Genomic DNA, 21,656 nt, shown 5'->3' with positions numbered 1-21,656 from the left:
TTTGTTACTAATACAATTGTTTACGAGCTCTTGTCAATAAAAGTGAATGAATTTAACAAAATAAGTATATAAACATAATAACATCTTTAAATAATTCAATTTTGCTCTTTACCCATAATTCTATTCATGAGAAAGTTGAAATAAAATAGGAACTGAATTAGTAGTATTAGATTACAAATAAGTAAATTGAATTCAGTAAAAAAGTATATTCATTAATTCTGTATGCAACCTAAAATTATTACTTTCTTTTTATTTTTGGTTTTAACCATTAACAGCTCAGCACAATCTCAAAATATTGACTTCACAAAAGACAATTTTCCTGATAGTGTAAAAGCATTGAAAGAGGCTTTAAGAGCTATAGAAATAGGAGATAACTATAGATCTAACTATCAAAATTATGATAGTGCTATTTTATATTATAAAATAGCAAATCAACTCAATTCAAAGAATTCAATTCTTAATTATAAGTTGGGTTTAAGTTATTTCAACTTAACAGACTACCCTACTTCAGATTCATTAATGGAAGTTTCTGTTGCATTAAATTCAAAATATCTCCCTGCTATTTATTTAAAGGCAAGATCTTTTCATTTACAACAAAAATGGATTAAAGCTCAAACTGCATACCATGAATATGTTTCAAAATATGATAATTATTCATCCCCTACTTTAGATGAGATTCAATTTTTATTACAACAAACCGAACAAGGGGAATTAATAGAAAAATCAGGTAAAGAAATAATTAACCTCGGTATCCTTAATTCTACTGCTGATGATGAAAATTTAAATTTACTACCAAATTCTAATCAACTTTATTTTAATTCAAATCGCTTTTCAGAAAATTCAATTCAAAAAGATATTGACGGCAATTATTACCAAAACATTTATTATTCTATACTAGACGACGACACTTTACTGAAGCCAAGTTTAGTAAAGCACTATAAAATAAATCCAGAAGGGAACAGTTCTATATGTTCAATATCCAAAAGTGGAAAGACTATGGTTATGTTTCTAGGTGGCTTTAAAGGTAAACTTTATTATTGTCGATTTAATTTAGAAGATTCAATAAAAATTCCTCACTCAAAAACAAAGTTACCAAGTCCAATAAACACCTATTTATCTTCTGAAGTTTCTGGTACTTTTACTCCTAATGGAAAAGAATTCTATTTTTCATCTAAAAGGAAAGGTACTAGGGGTGAATATGACATCTACTATTCTACTCGAAAGAAAAAAGGTTGGAATAAACCTGTGAATTTAAGTTCTATAAACACTCCTTTTAATGAGATTGATCCTTATTTTTCTACAAATGGAGATACCTTATTCTTTGCTTCTGATTCTCCAAAAAGTATTGGAGGCTATGACATTATGTATGCTACTAAAAAAGGTAACAATTGGTCGACACCAAAAAATCTAGGAGTAGGAATAAACTCTCCTTTTGATGACAAATCACCTTCCACATCAATTGATGGTACTATCATCTATTTTTCATCAAATAGAACAGGAGGTAAAGGAGGTTACGATATCTATAAAGCCCAACCTACATTTATAGCTGAGAAACCAAAATTAATTACAGAGTCAGAATCATTAGACGAAATTTTTAAACTTCACTTATTAAACACCAGTGTAATTATTAAAGATCAAACCTCTAAAGAAGCTTTAAAAGCTGCTGATATTTCTATTTTTAATATTGAAAATAATACTCTACTCAGAAAGCTAAAAACTGATAATAATGGCTTTTCTAAAATTGAAGCTATCCCTAAAAATACTCCTCTTGCAATAAATATAAATTGTATGGGTTATGAGATGCTTTCAAGAAATATTACAGTAGACTCCACTAAAAAAGAATACATTATAGAACTAAATAAAATAAAAGTAGATCAAAAAATCACACTTCAAAATATATTCTTTGATACAAATTCTAGTACACTTTCACCTTCATCAATAGGTGAACTAAATGCTTTAGTAGAATTTTTATCATTAAATAAAAATGTAGAAATCGAAATTGGAGGGCATACTGATACTTCTGGAAATGAAAAGGATAATCAAAAGCTTTCTGAAAAAAGAGCTAAAGCTATTGCTCTATTCTTAGAAAAAAATAATATTAATACAAGTAGATTAACTAGTAAAGGATATGGAGCTTCCGTTCCTTTAGAATCAAATGATACGGAAGAGGGAAAAGCAAAAAATAGACGAACAGAATTTAAAGTCATTAAAAACTAATTGACTTAAATTAATTGATGCTAATTTTTGAAAATGTATCTTCGCATATCAAAATAAAAAAATAACAATAATGATTGTAGTTACAGGCGCAGCAGGTTTTATCGGAAGCTGTATGATTGCTCGTTTAAACGAGGATAATTTTAATCATATAATTGCAGTAGATGACTTCTCTTTTCCAGAAAAAAACAAAAACCTTGAAGGTAAGAAAATTCTAGAAAGAGTTGAGCGTGAAAAATTCTTTGAGTGGTTAGATAAAAATCATTTAGAAGTAGAATTTATTTTTCACCTTGGAGCAAGAACAAGTACAGCTGAATTTAACAGAGAGATATTAGCTCATTTAAATACAGAATACACTAAGAAAATGTGGAATGCAACGATTAAGTATGCTATCCCATTAGTATATGCTTCTTCTGCTGCTACTTATGGTCTTGGTGAATTAGGTTATGAGGATAGTGAGGTTATTATCCCTGATTTAAAACCTTTAAACCCTTATGGAGAATCAAAAAATGAATTTGATATTTGGGCATTAAAGCAAGAACGTAAACCTATGTTTTGGGCGGGCTTAAAATTCTTTAATGTTTACGGTCCTAATGAGTATCATAAAGGTAGAATGGCATCTGTAGTTTTCCATGCTTTTAATCAAATTGGAAAGACTGATGCAATGAAATTATTCCAATCTCATAATCCTGATTATAAAGATGGAGAACAACAACGTGATTTTGTGTATGTGAAAGACGTTGTTGATATGATGATGTTCTTAATGTATGACCGTAAAGCTAAAAATTCGGGTATATATAATGTTGGAACTGGTGAAGCTAGAACTTTCCTAGACTTGACGAAGTCAACATTTAAGGCTATGGGTAAAAAAGAGGATATTTCTTATATACCGACTCCTGAAGATATAAGAGACAAGTATCAGTATTTTACTGAAGCTACAATGACTAAAATGAGAAGTATTGGGTATAAAAAGCCTTTTACTAGCTTAGAAGAAGGTGTTGAAGATTATGTAAAAAACTACCTTTCATCAGAAAGTAGATACTAAGTATCGTTTTTATAATGGAAGAGGCTTATATACATTGCTGTATATAAGCCTCTTTTTATTATTGTAATTCTAAAATCATTGCTTGTTTACCATTAATTTTGATAGTACTAATATCTGAATATACTATACCAGATATTATTTCTTTTCCTTTTGTTGCTCCACTAATAGCACTTTCAAAATTAGATGTATCTATTGTAACTACTTTTTCCTCGTTATTATTAATAATTATCATAACAGTTTCTTCTACTGTTTTTCTAAAATAAACGTAGACATCATCATTTGGTATATAATGAATTAGTTTGCCTTTATGAATAGCTGAATTACTTTTTCGCCATTGCAATATATTTTTAAGGTAATCGTAAACATCATTTTCAATAGCTGTTCTACCTTCTAGCTCAAAAGCACTACGTTCGTCTCCTTCCCATCCTCCAGGAAAATCTAAACGTAATGAAGCATGATCAGACTCAAAACCTTCATACAATAACTCAGTACCGTAATAAATTTGAGGAATACCTCTAGTCGTTAATAAAAATGTCAACGCCAACTTCACTCTTTCTGGATCTTTTAAATTAGACATCACCCTGTTTACATCATGATTATCTAAGCAAGTAACCAAATTATAAGGGTCAGGGAAAAGATAATCTTGCGTAAGGTGATTGGCTAATTGACGCATTGGGCTATTCCAATCAGGAGCATCATTTTCAGGGCTAAAAGCCGCATTAGCAGCAAAAGATAAAGGCATATCAGTTACAGAAGGAAGATAAGAATCATACCCATCTAAATTATTAGCCCCACCTGCAAAGTAAGAAGCCACAGGAGTTTCTTTTACTAAAATCTCTCCCACGATATTAAACTGAGGATACTCCTCCATAATTTCTTTTGTCCATCTGGATGCAAAAGCTTTATAAGCATATCCAAAAGTATCCATTCTGATACCATTTAAGCCAGCATATTCAATCCACCAAATAGTATTTTGAATAATATAATCTGCAAGTATTGGGTTATTTTGATTTAAATCGGGCATTTTTGGTGTAAACCACCCCTCAACATTCTGATCAAAATCTTCTTTAGATGCATAAGGATCTAATTGTTTTGTTACTTGATAATTTGTGCCGTAATATTCACTTTCTTTTTTTCCATCTTCCCAATAAGATTGATGGTTTAACCAATCTGACATTGGAAGATCATTCATCCACCAATGGTCAGAACCAATATGATTAAAGACCAAATCCATTACTACTTTTAAATCATTATCATGGCAGGCTTTTACTAATGCTTTATACTCTTCGTTTGTACCAAATCTTGGATCAACTTTATATAGATCTGTCATTCCATACCCATGATAAGATTGTTCTGAAGAATTGTTTTCTTGTACCGGGTTCAACCAAAGTGCTGTTACACCAAGATCTGTAAAATAGTTTAGATGATCTGCAATACCCTTCAAATCTCCACCATGACGACCGTAAGGTTCTTCTCTATTCATTTTTTGAGTCATGCCCTCAACATTATCTATTGTTGGGTCCCCGTTCGCAAACCTATCAGGCATTAATAAGTAAATTACATCTGATGGATCGAAACCAATATTTTTATTGTCAATACTTTCTCGTGCCTTCAACTCATAGTTTATCGTATGAATAACTTTTCCGTTTGCTAGAAATTGAATGGGTACTTTACCTGGGAGAGTTTCTTCTGTAATTTCAAGATATAAGACTAAATAATTAGGGCTCGTAACTTGTATTGATTGTTTTAATACAACACCTTTATATTCAATTTTTGGTTTAGTTGAAGATATATTATCTCCATGAATCATTACTTGTAAAGTCGAATTTTTCATACCAACCCACCAAAAAGAGGGCTCAACTTTATCTACCGTAATTTTTGATTTAGAAAACAATGTTAGCGATAGCATAGATAGCAATAGGGTGATAATTAGTGATTTAATCCGCATAGTTTTTAAGTTAATACAATGGGTTTCTTACTTAAGAATTAATACAATACCAAATAAAACACTTTTTGATATTGTCTTTCTCTAAAATAAAAAAAGGCTAGCATATTTCCATGCTAGCCTTAATATATTCTTAAAAATATCTTATTGCCTTATTATTTTCTTGATTGCCTTATCATTAACGGTAAGCAGCTCGACATAATACATACCTACTGGAAAAGATGATAAATCAATATTTATAGTGTTATTTGTAGCAAATTGTTCAAAAGTACTAATAACTCTACCCATATTATCTCTAACTAAAACCTCTACTTGACCTGCTAAAACAGTTCCTGTAAATTGAACAAGAGAACTTGTAGGGTTTGGGTATGCTTTTATGGATTGAGAGGTTTTGTTATCCTCAATTGCATTTGGATTTTCAATTGAATATGTTAAATCATTAATATTAGCACGTATAGTCTGGTTACCTGTAGACGTTACTTCTATATCATCTCCATAAGTAGATGCTTTAAGCTTATTAGGTCCTGCATGTCCCCATTGTCCACCATTCCAAGACTTTTCGTCAATTATTTTAAAAAATTCTCCTTTAGTCAATTGAACAGATTCTAATACAAACCCTCCTTCTCCGTCACTTTTCATTTCTATAGCAGATGAAAGGTCCCAACCGTTACCTAAAATATCCCCTACAAGAAATAACTTTTTATTGTTCTCTTCAAAGTCAACAAAATACTCTCCTTCTGTTACACCTTGTGTATCAGATACTTTTAAAGACATTTGGAATGGTTTATCTGTCGATGATAAACTAAAAAAGTCATTAGGTACATATGAAGCCACATATTTATTCCCTTCTTTAGTCATTGAAATAGTGTTTTTATTAGATATATTTCCACTTCCATGGCTATCTAATACAACACCTGCTTCTAGCGTAATAGATGTTCCAAAAGTTTTATCTGATGCATTAGGATCAAAATATATTTTAATTTCCTCATCTTGTTTAAATCCATAAGGATTAACCTCAAAAATTCTTTCAAATCCAGTAACTAAACCATCCACAGGAGTTGTTACTCTAATATTAGTAAGAACTTTAAATTCTGATGCTTTTAGAGTAAATGTTCCAGATGCATTAACTTCATCACCATCATTAAAATAACTATACCATGTTGAACTAGCATCAGAATAATCATAGGTATGTGATTCTTCATTCAATGAAAAATTACCTACTATTCTAATATGAATTGCCCCTTTATCTAAAGAAATAGTTTTCATCTCACTTTTTAAATCAAAAGTATATTGATCATCTGCTAGATCTCCTAAATCATAATCATTTCTTAGTTTAATTAGAGCTGTATACACATCTGATAATTGCTTTCTTATAGCATCATTTTGAGTATCAAAATCAGATATTAATGGTTTTTCACTTGTTCTGTTACCATCATTAACCTCACCTTGATATTCGCTTTGATTTATTGATACATTATAGCCTGACTCTCCAAATTGCCATATCATTTTTGGCCCAGGAACCATAAAGAAAAATCCTGCTGCTAACTTCTCTCTATCTACACCATTTTGTAAATCTGTTAAATCATACAATTGAGATACTTGTCCGTTAGCTTCGGAATCATAAATTAAACGTTCTTCATCATGAGATTCCATATAAGACATCACTCCTGTTATAGGCATATCTCTAGTTTTAGGTGATTGCCAATCTAAATTTGCATTACCACCCTTTACAACTTCTCTAAAATCATGATTTGCATTTCCCCAAAGTGTAATTCCTTCTTTTGCTAAAGCTTGTTCCTCATCAAGATCTGATAAGTGTTCAAAGATTACATAAGCGTTAGGGTTTCTCTTTTTGATTTCATTAGTCATTCTTACTAATAAATCAATTCTATCTTGATCGTATTTACTACCCCAATCATCGCTTCCTGTTTTTGGATTATTACCAAAACCTTTCGTAAAGTCAAAGCGATAACCATCCACATTGTAATATTTCATCCAATGTGCATTAATACTATCAACCAATGCTTGAGTATATTCACTTTCATGATTAAAATCAGGACCCCAACCTTTTACAGCATCATTATCAAAATTTGATTCTTCATTATACCAAGGATTACTGGCATTTGGAGCATCATAAATTTCACCATTATTATACATTTGACAGAATGGAGAAGATTGAGTTGAATGATTTAAAACCAAATCTAAAACAACAGCCATTCCTTTTCCATGTGCTTCATCTATAAATTCTTTTAATTTATTTTTTGATCCATAATACTTATCAGGAGCAAAATAGAAAGAAGGATTATATCCCCAAGAACTATTACCATCGAATTCATTCACAGGCATAAGGTGAATTGTATTAGCACCTAGAGCTTGTATTTTATCTAATTCAGCTATAGCTTCTTCATATGTAGATGATTTAGAAAAATCTCTGATTAACATTTCATATACTACGGCTTCACCAATTGATACAGGCTGAAAAGATGTGTTTTTCCAAACATACTCTGTTTGATTTATTTGTAAAATAGATGCCTTTAAACCACTTGCTTCAGTAGGGTACGCTATTAAATTTGGATATCTCTCATAACCATCATTAATGTACTTATCTTGTTCATCAGATACCTTTTCAGTATAAGGATCTGCAATTATCAAATTACCATCTATAAGAAATTGATAAATATATTCTTGATTAGCATCTAAACTTGAGAATGTATACCACCAATAATTAGCATCAGTTTCAACATCTAATTTCATAGAGTACGCACCTGTATCACCCCAATTATTAAAACTCCCTATAACATTCACAAATTGCTTTAATTTAGCAGGATCTTGTAATACAACAGTAACTTCTGTTCCATTGTAGTTTGGACCTAATAATGATGCATACGAAGGTCTATCTGCTTTCACAACAGTAGCTCCTACAAAATAATCTAATTTTTCTATTGCTGTTAAACCATCAGCACTAGCTGAAACCTCTATATTTAGGTCTCCACTTGATACACTTTGAATTGTATGAGATATAGATGTTCCTGTTAATTCTTTTACAACAGTAGAATTTACTTTTATTATTAACTTTGAACTTGATGGTGATGTAGCTGAAATTACTACATTATCTCCTTGTTTAAAGATATCATTTTTAAGAGGAGAAGATACATTAACAGCTACAGATAAATCACTTAATGTAATACTTAAATCACCTGTTTTCTTTTCACCGTCTTTTGTTTTTACTAAACAACCAATTGTTTTTAAAGATGTTGGATCATTTGATACTCCAACAATATCTGCAAATGTTTTATATGAAGCAGTATTATGAGTTATTGGAAATTCGTAAGTATATGTTTCATCTGTTACTTTGGTAAGTTTAGCTGCATCTTGAGAAGCATTCCATTCTGTACCATTTGTAAGGAAATCTCCTACATTACTCCATCCCCAAATATAAAGATTATCTTCTCCTGCGAGGTCAGTACCTGCAACACTAAATGTAATCTTAACATTTTCAGTCAATGCAGTTACATTAGTTGGTGATGTTGAAATAGTTTGTCCATTTGCCTGTAATGATAATACAGCAATTGAAGTCACTAAGAAAATTAGATTAAGTAAATACTTTCTCATAAACTCGTATTAAATGTTAGTAGTTCTTTCATTTTCAATCATAAAGGTATTAATAACACCTAACGAATCAAAATATATAAAATATTAATTATCAGTTATTTACGATCAACCGATAGCGCAATCGGTTTCGATTAAAAATAAAAAAAGAGTAGAATAAGATAAATCCTATTCTACTCTTTTTGTCTAATTAATTTTTGGTCATTGTAAAAGTACCAACAGCAGAATCACCAGATTCATCAACTGTTAACTCAATAGTATAATTACCAGCTTCTGTAATAGCAATGTTATCTCCATCGTGAACTAAAGCTTCAGTAGTACCACCTAAATTTACAGCCCAATCATCACTTTTTCTAAATTTTATATTACCTAAAACAAGATCTAAAGTTATAGAATATACTTCTGTTTCAGCATTATAAAGTAGATCTTGATCTGCATCCCAACTTCCTGTTGCGTCACCAATAACACCCCATAAGCCATCATTTTCATGAGCAACTCTATCTGTAGGTTCTTCACTGTTATCTTCTTCTCCTGGTTCTTCAGCAGGTTCTTCTGTGTTATCTTCTACAACAGCAATTGTTGTAACTGTCAAATCATGAGGGTCAGAAACTGTTACAACTTCATTATTGAAATGACTTACAACACCAATTTTGAATGAGACAGCATCACCTGCGTCTTCAAAACTTCCTGCTGCTTCTTTTATTGCTGCATCCATTTCTCCTACTGTTACGGCTGCAGATAGTTCTGTTGTTTCTTTTAGTACTACAACACCACCACCATAATAAATCGAAAGTTCATAGTTATTCGCTTTCTCATCACCAAAACTTGCTTCAGTCCATGTATATGTTTCAAAGACATTGTCTACTTCACTAGCTTGTAAAACCGCTTCCGTATTAGTTGGAGCTGTTAACTGAGAACTTTCTGGAATTAAATCTTCTACAATTGCTTCTAGCTCATCAGTTGAACAAGAAGAAAATATAAATGCAGATAAAATAAATAGTAGTGAAGCTGATAAAAAGTTTAGCTTTTTCATTTTCATTTTCAATTAAAATTAATAGTAAAAAGTTATTCAAAAAGTTGTGCGCACTAGAAAGCTGAAACCACAACGAGGTACACTTTCTCTTTTTTTGATATGTCAATATATGTAAATTAAAACAACAATAAAAAAATTAAACACCTCATTTTCAAGTATTTAATCGAAACCGATTGCGCTACCGATTGAGTTTTATAAATAAAAAAAGGTCTTCTTCCATATGAGGAAGAAGACCTTAAAAAATAAACTTATATTATTTACAAATTAGTTCTTTTGCAAAGTATATGACCAATTTGGAGCCGTTGATAAATCCATTGTCACAGTATAATTTCCTGCCTCAGTAATTTTGATATTACCCGCATTAAATTTTAAAGAATTATCTCCTGAATCACCTTGACCAAAGTTTATTGCCCAATCATCATTAGCTCTAAACTTCATTTCACCAACAACTAAATCAATATCTATAGTCCATGTGTTTGAAGCACGAACATATGTCATATCTTGATCAGCATCCCAGCTTCCAGTTGCGTCACCAATAACACCCCAAGCAACAGGAGTAAGTGTATAAGAACCTTCATCTGCACCATCAAAAATTGTAGCTTCAACTCTATATTGTTGAGCTGTTGTTGAAATACCTGTTGGTATATTACAGTTTCCAGGATCTGAACCTCCGTTAGCTGACTTAGAAATCAAGTCTACAGGATTATCTGCAGGAAGACCCGCTGATGTTAAACCGTATTGAGATTCCCAGTCACCACCAATTGTTACAAATTTAAATTCACCATTTGCAGGAGTTCCATCTTCTTTAACTGTTAAAGGCATATATCCTTCATAATTACCATCAAAATTCAATGATGCTAATGTATAATTTGGAGCATTATTGTTCCAACCAGAGAAATCTCCTGGCATATATACTTTAGGGTAATTAATTGCAATAAAAACTGGATTAACAGTAAATGCTAAATTACTTGAATATAAAGTATCTACATTAGGTGTAACTGTAGTCACAACTCTTGAATATACTTTGTGTGCATTACCCGCAGATAAACCTAATGCCAAAACAGCATTATTCATTGTAGCGTAATTTACAGGAGTTTCATCTGCCGCTGTAGCACCTAATGCTTGTGTAACTGCAAAGTCTTCTGTATTTGATAGTTCAAGAACATAGTTTCTTTGAAGATTAACACCAGAATAATCTGATGGAGTCCACATAAAAGTAGAGAATACTGAATCTTCATTATTCACTGCCTCTTCAGTAATGACATAAATGTTATTTGAATCAACAGATTCAGGTAAAAGTTCTGCAGATACATAAGTATCTGAAGAAATTTTTGGTTCTGTAGTATTTTCTTTACAGGCTGTCATTGCAGCCAATAACGAAAGTCCTACACAAAATTTATTTAAATTTTTCATTTGTATCTTATCAAAAATTTATTCTTCCTACACTGTATGGTTACAGTGTAGGAAGTATTGAATTAATAACCAGGGTTTTGAACTAAATTAGGGTTTGCTCCTAAATCAGATGAAGGTATTGGACAAACATTATAGATAGATGATGTTGAAGCACCATCTTTAACGCCACCTTTAAATTGCCAAACATAAGCACCTCCAGTAAATTGACCTAATCTTATCAAATCTGTACGTCTTAAACCTTCCCAATAAAGCTCTCTTGAACGTTCATATTTAATTATTTGTTCAACATTCACTTCAGAAGCTTTAAGGTGTTCTGCTACAGGTACATTTGCTCTAGTATATAATGCATTTACATAGTTTAATGCTTGAGATTGAGAAGCTCCTGCAACACCTCTTGCCGCTAATTCAGCGTAATTCAAATATGCTTCAGCTAAACGAAATACAATAAAGTCTGTATCTACAAAGTCACCTGTAGGATCTGAACCTTGAGCTCCAGCTCTTGTTTTATTACGGAATTTAGCGATTGCATAACCTTCGGTAAACTGAGTTGGATCATTAATCTCTTCTTTTTGACCATCTGTGTGGACTAAGTTTCTATCATCAACTGACTTATATTGTAAAGTTTGAGTTAATGTTTTCATAGAACGATTACCGCCCCATCCACCATTCACACCAAATTCTGTAGCATCCATAGTACCTCCAATAGAAGCATGAATTAGATATGCAGAACCACCATATGATTTAGATCTTAAACCATTTTCGTTATGCGACCAAATAATTTCACTTCCAGAAGTATTATTATCTGCTAAAAATAAAGTTTGATATGCAGAATATGTAGAACCTTGATTATTCGTTACCAAAGCATAACCTGAATTCAATACTTTATTTGTATAAAGTAATGCACTATCATATTTAGCAGGTTGCCCGTAAGACTCTGCATTTAAATATAACCTAGATAATAACATCCATGCAGCAGCTTGGTTTGCTCTACCTGTTTCTGCTCCAGGAGCAGGTGCTGATAAATCAGCTTCTACAGCTCTTAATTCAGAAGAAATGTAATTAAACAATTCTGGTCCATTTAATTTACCAGCAGGGTTTGGTAAAAATTTACCAACACCATCAGCTTCTGTTGTAAATGGTATACCATTCCCGAATAAATCTAAGGCATGCCAATAAGAATATGCTCTTAAGAAACGAGCCTCATTGTACATTTCTTTAGTTGACAGACCATCAACTACAATATCTGTATCTTTTGTATTACGTATAAATTCATTACAAATAGATATTTGATAGAAAATTCTTGAATACAAAGCAGATATAAACTCGTTGTTAGAACCCCAAGACATGTAACTTAATTTTGGTAAGTTACCATCTGCCCAACCATTGATTGTTTCATCAGTTGGAAATTGTTGAAGCTCCCAGTATCTACGAATATATTGAGAAGCACCTTCATCAATACCTCCAATATCTGCATCACCTGCAGGACCTACTTGACCTGTTACAACATAGCCTGAATATAATTTAGCCAAGGCTTTTGTATAATTTGACGGGTCATCGAAAACATCTGCTCCCGAAATTGTATTAGGATCAATTGGAGTCGTATCCAAATCACCTACACATGATGTGAACGATAGTGCTGCAACTGATGCAACAACAGCTAGCGTTCTTTTTATATTATTTAATTTCATTATTATTTCTTCAATTAGAATCCAACATTAACACCTACCAAGAATGTTCTTGGACGAGGGTATACATCATTATCAATACCTCCGCTGATTTCTGGGTCAAGACCTTTGTAAGGTGTTACAACAAAAACATTATTTACAGTACCATATACTCTCATAGAGATTGCACCATTTTTAATATTATTGAAATTGTAACCTAACATGATGTTATCAAGACGGAAGAATGAAGCATTTTGTAAGTAGTAATCAGAAAAATACTGAGGGTTTTCAAATTCTGTATTTTTAATATCACTATTTAAGTTACTTAAGTAACCACCACCTGTTGTTGTGTACATACCTGCATAATATGCACTATTAGAAGCTACGTTATTGTATACATAATTTCCAAAGTTCCAACGACCTGCTAATGAGAAATCCCAATTCTTATAAGTCATTTTAGAAGTAATACCCATATATACTGTTGGAGCAGGGTCTTCTTTTCTAACTTTATCATCATCGTTAATTAAACCATCTTGATTTTGATCAACGTAAACACCTTCTAATGGTTTTCCATCATTGTTGTAAACTTGTTCATAAACAAAGAAAGAACTTGCAGAATGCCCTTCTGAATGAATTTGAATTGTATTACCAGTACCACCAGCAATACCTCCTGTAAATACTCCTTTGTAATTTGGATCATTTACTTGTGTCAATTTCGTAATTTTATTCTCGTTATAAGTTACATTGTATCCAAGATCCCAATGGAAATCAGAAGTAGAAATAGCCTTATAATTAATCGAGAATTCTACACCTTTATTTTCTAAATCACCAACATTAGTTAATAATTGGTTAGTTAAATTAGATCCAGCTGGTACAGGAATCACGTTAAGTAAATCTGTAGTATAACGTTGATAAACATCAAGTGTACCAGTAATTTTATCATCTAAGAAACCATAATCTAAACCAATGTTATAAGTAGTAGTTTCTTCCCATTTGATATTTTTATCGTATCCACCTGGACGCATTGTTGTAGAATAATATGGAGAACCATCAGGTAAATAAAACTCATAATCTGCAGTATTTTGAGAGGCAGTATATGTATTCAAATATGGATAATCTCCATTTCCGATATTTTGTTGTCCAGTAATACCCCATCCTAAACGTAATTTTAAAGAACTTACTGCATCAGATGTAGATAAGAACCCTTCTTTCTTGATATTCCAAGCGAAAGCTAATGCTGGGAATAAACCAAATCTTGTTTCAGGAGAAAATCTTGACGTTCCATCTTGACGAACAGTTGCAGTCAAAAGATATCTATCTTTGAATGTATAATTTAAACGTCCAAAGAATGAAACAATGTAAGATTCCGTACGGAAGATTTTTTCTGGTTGTTGAGGAGGAGTTTGATCATTATTATAGTTGTTTGTGTAACTATATTCCTCTCTCCAGAAATGTTGCCATGAATAACCTACCATCACATCTAATCTAGAATCAATTGACTCAAGATCTTTAACATACTGTAAAGTAAAGTCTAATAATTCATTCTTTTTCTCTTGTTTATAAGGAGAATACTGGCCACCACTAGCATACATGAATGCTGCATTTGTAGGTACCAATGTTTTACCATCAGATTTAGAGTAATCGTAACCTAAATTCAAATTAGCTTTTAATTCAGGTAAGAAGTGAAATTTATAATCTAACTGTGCATTACCTACAAATCTATTTACACCAGAAGTGTTTGCCTTTTGATCTAAAAGAGCTCTTGGGTTAGCAGTTGCAATAGTGATTGGATCACCTGTACCTGCATCTAACCATGAATGGTAACCTCCAAATCTATCAAATTCACTTGAAGGATCTTTAGCTTGTTGAGTAGGATCGTAACGTAAAGCACTACCAATTGCACCATTGTCAGCAAATGTATTTTGAACATTCATATATTTAGCATTCACATTTACTTTTAAATGATCATCTAATAATGAAGGAGTTAAGTTTAATGCCACAGTAGTTCTATCCATGTGAGAAGTCTCTAGGATACCATCATTGTAAGTGTAACCAACAGACGCTCTAAAAGGAACAACATCTGCAATTGAACCACCAACAGCAACATTATGATCAGTAGATATTGCATTTGAATATACTTGATCTTGCCAGTCTGTATTATTTGAACCCAATAAGTCTGTAACTGCAGCTTGGTTAGGATATCTTTGTTTTAATACTTCAGTAAATTCATTAGCATTTAAAACATCGATTTTCTTTGGCACTGTAGCCACAGATACATTACCCGAATAATCAATTTTTAACTTACCACTTGAACCTTTCTTAGTTGTAATAATAATTACTCCATTTGATGCTCTTGAACCGTAAATTGCAGTTGCAGATGCATCTTTTAAAACTGTAAATGTTTCAATATCATTAGGGTTAACTGTGTTTAAAGGGTTTTGCATACCTGTGACACCTTCGTTATCAATTGGTACACCATCAATTACAATTAAAGGATCATTAGAAGCTGATAAAGAAGACCCTCCACGAATACGGATTGTTGATCCAGCACCAGGAGCACCACCAGAGTTCGTCATTTGAACACCAGCTACTTTACCATTTAATAATTCTTGAGGAGAAGTAATTGCACCTTGGTTAAAATCAGAAGCTTTAATAGCTTGGACTGACCCTGTAGCATCTTCTTTCTTTACGCTACCATAACCAATTACTACAACTTCTTCAAGTTGCTCTGCATCGACTTCCATAAACACATCAATTGTTGCTGCATTTCCTACAGGCACCTCTTGTGCCATGTAACCAATGTAACTTACAACTAATACATCATCGCCATCTGCAAGTGAAATTTTGAATTTACCGTCAAAATCGGTTGTACCACCTTTAGTAGTACCTTTAACTAAAACAGCCACACCCGGTAGTGGGTCGCCATTTTCATCTACAACAGTACCTTGTACAGTTCTATCTTGAGCGAATGTCACTAAAGAGAACAATAAAAGTAGCATCGTTGTAGCTAAACGCCATGTAGAGTTAATGCTCATTTTCATACTTAAACAATTAGACAAATAGACAGGTATTTATTAAAAATAGGATTAGAATAGAATTAATTACAATAGATCATATCAGTGTAATATTTTTAATTAGATGAATCTTTTTTCATTTCCATTTAAAGATCACATGTATGTTAATCCAATCCAATCTTGAAAAAATACAATTAGCAAATCCAGTTTTTCCTTCGTTGCTAATGCAAAATAGTGACTTATTCTTTTAGTACAAAGAATTATTTTTCACTTTTATTAAAAAACTTTAAGTTAAAAGACTTTGAATTTTTTAATAGCCTTTAACATAGCTTTAATTTAACACAATATTTTTAATTAAAAAATTAAATTAAAACAGAACAATAATACTACTAAATATCATTTTACATATATAAAATTCTATTTAAGACTATTTAAGAGATTTAACGATTATTACACAACCTTATAGAAACACGTAGTTTGTACACATTTTAGGGGGTGTAAAAACACAATGAAAAAATATTGAAGTTTTACTGAGAAAAACACAAAAAAAATGAAATTTCATTTTTCAATCGGTTGCGCAATTTTTTTGATTTTTAGTAGATTAAATAGGTCTATTCATTCCATTTATCTATATTTTCGGAATACAATACAATTTTGAACTAATTTATTACAATCTAATAGTATGAGGAAAGAGCAATACACAATGCAAGATATTGCAAATGAATTGGGGATTTCTAAATCAACCGTTTCACGTGCTCTCAAAAATCATCCAGATATCAGCCAGGATACTAAAAATGCTGTCAACAAACTGGCTAAAGAAAAGGACTACCAACCTAATTCATTAGCTCTAAGTTTAAGACACAATAAATCTTTTGTGCTAGGTATTATAGTTCCAGAAATTGTCCATGACTTTTTTGCCAATGTTATTTCAGGAGTTCAAACTGTAGCTTATAATGAAGGTTATAATGTTATGATTTGTATTTCTAATGAAAGTATAGAACAAGAGGTAGTAGATACAAAAGCAATGTATTCTAGTAGAGTTGATGGTTTATTAATTTCAACTACAAAGAAAACTACTGATTTATCTCACCTTCAAAGCTTAGTTCGTAAAGGTGTTCCTTTGGTAATGTTTGACAGAGTTTCTGATGAACTTGATGTTAGTAAAGTAATTACAGACGACCACCATGGTGCTTATTTGGCTACAGAACATTTAATTAAGCAAGGTTGTAAAAAAATAGTCCATTTAAGTGGTCCTAATAATCTTGCTATTGGAATTAATAGAAAAGAAGGTTACAAAGCTGCTCTTAGAGATTATAAAATAGCTGTTGATGACAACTTAATTATTCCTTGCCCGCTTGGAGACTTAAAAGAAGCTACAGAAGTTACCAAACAACTTTTAGATTCTGATTTAAGTTTTGATGCCATTTTTGCAAATAATGATGTTACAGCAATTGGTGCTATGACTTCGGTAAAAAATAAAGGTCTAAAAATACCCGAAGACATCTCAATTGTAGGTTTTGGAGATTGGCGCTTGTCTAAGTTACTCGAACCACCTTTAACTTCAATAGAGCAATCAGGTATTGATATTGGAATACAAGCTGCAACTCTTCTTCTTGAGCAAATTAAAGCCGAAGAAAAAGATAAAGAGTTTAAACCAAGAACTGAGATTATTAAAAGTAAACTCATAAAAAGAGAATCTAGTACACAGAGATAAATAATATTTTATTTTAAGTATCATTATAAAAAGCCACCTCTATAATAGGTGGCTTTTTGTATTTAGGCAACAAATGACAATAAACTCTTTATAAATTTCTCTAAAATCTATTATCTTGCTTTATATTCGATAGCATCATTGTACATTCTCTTATGTCCAAACACTTAATAGTATTTTTTCTATTTCTATGTTCACCCTTATCTTATGGGCAACAATACAATATTTCTAGTTTCACAATCCATAATGGATTAAGTGACAACTCATGTATGGCTTTAATTAAAGGTCCGCATGGTAGTATATGGGCAGGTACTCAAAGAGGAGGTATTAGTATTAACAATAGCCAATCATTTATTACAATAGATGCACACCTAGGTTTATCAGACAATAGAATTTTAGACTTTGCTGAAGGTGAAAAAAACGAATTCTGGGTTGCAACTACAAACGGTATTAATCGAATAGTAAATAGAAAAATCAAACAATATCTTGTAAATAATAAAACTAGATATAGTGTAAGAGATATAGAATATGATTCTATAAATAAAACATTGTATGGTATCAATTCAAAAGGTCATGTTTTTAAATTAAATCAGGAATTTGATAAAATTAAAAACATCAACTTACCAAAAAACATTAGTCGTTTTACCTGCTTAAAAAGTGATAACACAGGGAAATTATGGGTTGGAACAAGAAGTCATGGTATTTTCATTATTGAAAAAGATTCAGTTATCAAGCGAATAGTATTTGATAATGATATAGAGATTAATGTCATAAAACATTTCGATAAAACCAAAACGATAATTGGTACTAACAAAGGGGTAAGAATAATAAATAATATCAGTGATGTTTCTCCTTATCAATTCTTAAGAAACCTTCATGTACAATCACTTCTCGTAGATCAATATAAAAACCTTTGGATTGGTACTAAGTCTGATGGTGTTTACATTACAAAAGATGGAAAAATAACACAGCACATCAATAAAAGTAATGGTATAGAAAATAATGTAACAGCTATTGTTGAAGATGATGAAGATGGTATCTGGATAGCAACAGACAATGGTATATTCAGATATAATAATGATGCATATACTTTCTATGGAAAAAAATTTAATATTGATGAAAGGATAATAAAAACTTTTCAAACACGTGATTTCTTAACTGTTTTAGGTTCAGAATCAGCGCTTACTTTCATAGAAAATAACACACTAAAAAAGAAAGTTAAGCTACCATTAAAAACCAGGTACCTCGATATAATTGAAGACTCAACAAATAATATTATAATTGGTACTAACAATGGTGTTTATAAATTGATAACAGATAAATGGGTTACTATCTCTAAAAACCTTAACAAAGATAAGGTTTTTAGAAAACCATGTATCCTGTTTAATAAAGGAAAGAACACTTATTCTTTTGTTGGTAATTCCCTTTATAAAATTGAAGACCAACAATTACAATTAATAAAAACTTTTGATGTAAAGATTGGAGGGTCTAGAATTACAAAAGTTATCTATTCTAATGATAAAAAAACTCTTTGGGTTGCTACTAGTGGAAAAGGACTAGTAAAAATAGATCAAAATTTTAATGTAGTTTCTGTATTCAATCCTAAGCATCTAACCTCTCCTAGTTATTATATCACAGATTTAGCTGTGGATGAAAATGATAATCTTTGGATTTCTACTTCTGATAGTGGTGTCTGTAAATTACACAAAGGAGCTGATAGAATAATCAGTTTTCAAGACGAAAAATTAGCTTTAAATATTATCAACACAATAGGTATTGATAAAAACGGAAATATCTGGGCAGGAGGTAATCACGGTATCAATCATATTACAATTTTAGAAAACGACCTTGTAAGAATTGAACTATATGGCAAAGATGAAGGATTTAATTCTTTGCTCTATTACAAGAGTAGTTGCAGTGTTGATCACAACCAAAATTTATGGTTTGGAAGTGAAAAAGGAGCTATTAAGATAAATCCTTCTCATGAAGTTTATAGCATGACCCCTCCTATTATCGTTTATGAAGGACTAGAAATGTTTTCAGATAAATTTGATTGGGAAAACTACAGCAACGGGATTGATTTAAGTACGCATTTACCTATAGATTTAGAATTACCACACGACAAGAATAATATATCTATTGATTTTGTAGGCATATCAATGAATGTACCTTCAAAAATTAGATATAAATGGAGATTAATTGGTTACGAAGATAACTTCCATCCCCTTACTCCAAATTCAAAAGCCTTTTACCCAAACCTACCAACTGGTGATTATATTTTCCAGTTACAAGCATTAAACGCTAGAGGAATTGCTTCTAAAATCAGTCAAGATTTTAAATTTACAATACAAAAAAGGTTTTTTGAAAGAAGAAGTATCAGAGCACTCGGTGTATTAATTTTTGTATCTCTTATTTGTTACTTCTTTTATTATTCAATTAAACAAGAACGTATTCAAAGAGATATTCTACAAGAAAAAGTAGTGGAACGTACCAGAGAAATTAAAAATGCTCGAGTTAAAGTAGAAAAAGCAAAAGAAACTATAGAAGATACTAATGAGAAACTTCGACAGATTAATGAACGAGTTAGAGGAAGTATAAAATATGCTGCAAATATCCAAAATGCTTTAATAGGTTGCGATGGAGAATTTGAAAGACTATTTCCTAAATCATTTAATTTAAGTATAACTAAAAGTGAAGTAACAGGGGATTTCACTTGGTTGCATGAAAATGACAAATACATTTATCTCTTATTAATTGATTGTACTAACCATGGTGTTCCTGCTGCATTAATTTCTATTATTGGAAATCAATTACTTGATCAATTAATTCTAGACTACCCAGATATTAAAGGAGCTGAACTTTTATCTAAGTTAGATATGAATTTAAAATCTGCACTAAATATCTCTGAAAACACTGTAATTAGTGACGGTATGGATATAGCTGTTTGCAGATTTGAAAAAGGAACAAGGAATTTAAACTTTGCTGGTGCTAGAAGACCACTAATTATTGTTGAAAATGATGAATTGAAAACAATTAAAAGTAATTTTTGCAGTATCGGGATAGTTTTTAATGATGTTACTCCAAGTTTTGATAACTTTGATATGCAATTAGGAGAAAATGCTATCTGTTATTTATTTTCGGACGGTTTTTCTAACCAATTTAATATAGATGGCGAAAAATTTAAAAAAGTAAACTTTAAAAAACTACTTTTTGAAGTATCTTCGCTTCCGTTTGCAGAGCAATGTAGTAAACTCTACTCCACTTTTAATAATTGGAAAAAAGGCGTAGAGCAAGGTGACGATATGATGGTCGTCGGATTCAAATATGAAACAAATTATGCTGAAAGCACAGGGGATCATAAAATCATACGGAAAACTGAACGTACTGAAAGGGATTGATCTAGAAATAAAAGCAAATGAAATCGTTTCTATAATGGGCGCTTCAGGAGCAGGAAAAAGTACTTTATTACAAATTTTAGGCACATTAGACCTTCCTAATGGAGGTCAAGTGTGGATAGATAATACTGAGATCACCTCTCTATCTGGCGACGATTTAGCTAAATTTAGAAACGAAAAAATTGGCTTTGTCTTTCAATTCCATAATCTTTTACCCGAATTTACTGCTTTAGAAAATGTTTGTATGCCTGCTTTAATTGCCGGTAAACAAATGAGCGAAGTTGAAGAAAAAGGAAAAAAATTGATGACACTACTAAATGTGGGCGATCGATTTGAACATAAACCTACAGAGTTATCTGGAGGCGAACAACAAAGATGTGCTATTGCAAGAGCACTTATTAATGACCCATTAATAATATTTGCAGACGAACCTAGTGGAAATCTAGATTCTAATAATGCAGAAGGGCTACATAACCTGTTTCTTGAGCTTAGAGATACAATGAACCAAACTTTTGTAATTGTTACTCATAATCATGAATTAGCTAAAATGGCTGACAGACAATTATGGATTAGTGATGGAAAAATGGATCTTTCTGACGATATTCATTCTTAG

The 21,656-nt window shown here is 31.5% G+C and carries 11 protein-coding genes; 5 read left to right on the top strand and 6 right to left on the bottom strand.

Features of this window, described 5'->3' with window-relative positions:
• The first annotated feature begins 222 nt into the window (after positions 1-222).
• Both EI427_RS05365 and rfaD read left to right on the top strand, forming a co-directional pair.
• Positions 223-2,217 carry an OmpA family protein gene (locus tag EI427_RS05365; RefSeq protein WP_126612422.1) on the top strand — a complete coding sequence of 665 codons (1,995 nt, stop codon included), beginning with the start codon at positions 223-225 and terminating at the stop codon, positions 2,215-2,217.
• Between the two features lie 70 nt (positions 2,218-2,287).
• Positions 2,288-3,259, top strand: a complete 972-nt coding sequence (rfaD, locus tag EI427_RS05360) for an ADP-glyceromanno-heptose 6-epimerase (protein WP_126612420.1) — start codon at positions 2,288-2,290, stop codon at positions 3,257-3,259.
• A 58-nt stretch (positions 3,260-3,317) separates the two neighbouring features.
• Here the strand turns inward: rfaD and EI427_RS05355 are convergent, their stop codons facing one another.
• The 6 genes from EI427_RS05355 to EI427_RS05330 form a co-directional block, all read right to left on the bottom strand.
• The gene (locus tag EI427_RS05355) at positions 3,318-5,168 is read right to left on the bottom strand and encodes a glycoside hydrolase family 13 protein (RefSeq protein WP_205727902.1); all 1,851 of its coding nucleotides are present in this window, start codon (positions 5,166-5,168) and stop codon (positions 3,318-3,320) included.
• Positions 5,169-5,348: 180 nt separating this feature from the next.
• Positions 5,349-8,816 carry an alpha-amylase family glycosyl hydrolase gene (locus EI427_RS05350; protein ID WP_126612416.1) on the bottom strand — a complete coding sequence of 1,156 codons (3,468 nt, stop codon included), beginning with the start codon at positions 8,814-8,816 and terminating at the stop codon, positions 5,349-5,351.
• A gap of 187 nt (positions 8,817-9,003) precedes the next feature.
• Positions 9,004-9,846 (bottom strand): SusF/SusE family outer membrane protein, encoded by an 843-nt coding sequence (locus EI427_RS05345; RefSeq protein ID WP_170178400.1) that lies wholly within the window; start codon positions 9,844-9,846, stop codon positions 9,004-9,006.
• Between the two features lie 264 nt (positions 9,847-10,110).
• Positions 10,111-11,259 (bottom strand): SusE domain-containing protein, encoded by a 1,149-nt coding sequence (locus EI427_RS05340; protein ID WP_126612412.1) that lies wholly within the window; start codon positions 11,257-11,259, stop codon positions 10,111-10,113.
• Between the two features lie 62 nt (positions 11,260-11,321).
• On the bottom strand, positions 11,322-12,947 hold the full coding sequence (locus tag EI427_RS05335; RefSeq protein WP_126612410.1) for a RagB/SusD family nutrient uptake outer membrane protein: 1,626 nt from the start codon (positions 12,945-12,947) through the stop codon (positions 11,322-11,324).
• A 14-nt stretch (positions 12,948-12,961) separates the two neighbouring features.
• Complete coding sequence (locus EI427_RS05330; RefSeq protein ID WP_126612408.1) at positions 12,962-15,964, bottom strand: SusC/RagA family TonB-linked outer membrane protein; 3,003 nt, start codon at positions 15,962-15,964, stop codon at positions 12,962-12,964.
• Positions 15,965-16,619: 655 nt separating this feature from the next.
• Here EI427_RS05330 and EI427_RS05325 point away from each other — a divergent pair.
• The 3 genes from EI427_RS05325 (at position 16,620) to EI427_RS05315 (ending at position 21,656) form a co-directional block, all read left to right on the top strand.
• On the top strand, positions 16,620-17,651 hold the full coding sequence (locus EI427_RS05325) for a LacI family DNA-binding transcriptional regulator (protein ID WP_126612406.1): 1,032 nt from the start codon (positions 16,620-16,622) through the stop codon (positions 17,649-17,651).
• A 266-nt stretch (positions 17,652-17,917) separates the two neighbouring features.
• Positions 17,918-21,046, top strand: coding sequence for a two-component regulator propeller domain-containing protein (locus EI427_RS05320; RefSeq protein ID WP_170178399.1), 3,129 nt, complete (start codon positions 17,918-17,920; stop codon positions 21,044-21,046).
• Positions 20,985-21,656: an ABC transporter ATP-binding protein gene (locus EI427_RS05315; RefSeq protein WP_126612395.1), complete on the top strand. Its 672-nt coding sequence runs from the start codon at positions 20,985-20,987 to the stop codon at positions 21,654-21,656. Before EI427_RS05320 ends, EI427_RS05315 begins: the two co-directional genes overlap by 62 nt.

The sequence above is a fragment of the Flammeovirga pectinis genome (genome assembly GCF_003970675.1).
Taxonomy (GTDB): Bacteria; Bacteroidota; Bacteroidia; order Cytophagales; family Flammeovirgaceae; genus Flammeovirga; species Flammeovirga pectinis.
This window is presented reverse-complemented; position numbering and strand designations above follow the sequence as displayed.

Coding starts and splice junctions, on each gene's coding strand:
- EI427_RS05365 (WP_126612422.1), top strand. CDS start 223: ATGCAACCTAAAATTATTACTTTCTTTTTATTTTTGGTTTTAACCATT.
- rfaD (WP_126612420.1), top strand. CDS start 2,288: ATGATTGTAGTTACAGGCGCAGCAGGTTTTATCGGAAGCTGTATGATT.
- EI427_RS05355 (WP_205727902.1), bottom strand. CDS start 5,168: ATGCTATCGCTAACATTGTTTTCTAAATCAAAAATTACGGTAGATAAA.
- EI427_RS05350 (WP_126612416.1), bottom strand. CDS start 8,816: ATGAGAAAGTATTTACTTAATCTAATTTTCTTAGTGACTTCAATTGCT.
- EI427_RS05345 (WP_170178400.1), bottom strand. CDS start 9,846: ATGAAAAAGCTAAACTTTTTATCAGCTTCACTACTATTTATTTTATCT.
- EI427_RS05340 (WP_126612412.1), bottom strand. CDS start 11,259: ATGAAAAATTTAAATAAATTTTGTGTAGGACTTTCGTTATTGGCTGCA.
- EI427_RS05335 (WP_126612410.1), bottom strand. CDS start 12,947: ATGAAATTAAATAATATAAAAAGAACGCTAGCTGTTGTTGCATCAGTT.
- EI427_RS05330 (WP_126612408.1), bottom strand. CDS start 15,964: ATGAAAATGAGCATTAACTCTACATGGCGTTTAGCTACAACGATGCTA.
- EI427_RS05325 (WP_126612406.1), top strand. CDS start 16,620: ATGAGGAAAGAGCAATACACAATGCAAGATATTGCAAATGAATTGGGG.
- EI427_RS05320 (WP_170178399.1), top strand. CDS start 17,918: ATGGCTTTAATTAAAGGTCCGCATGGTAGTATATGGGCAGGTACTCAA.
- EI427_RS05315 (WP_126612395.1), top strand. CDS start 20,985: ATGCTGAAAGCACAGGGGATCATAAAATCATACGGAAAACTGAACGTA.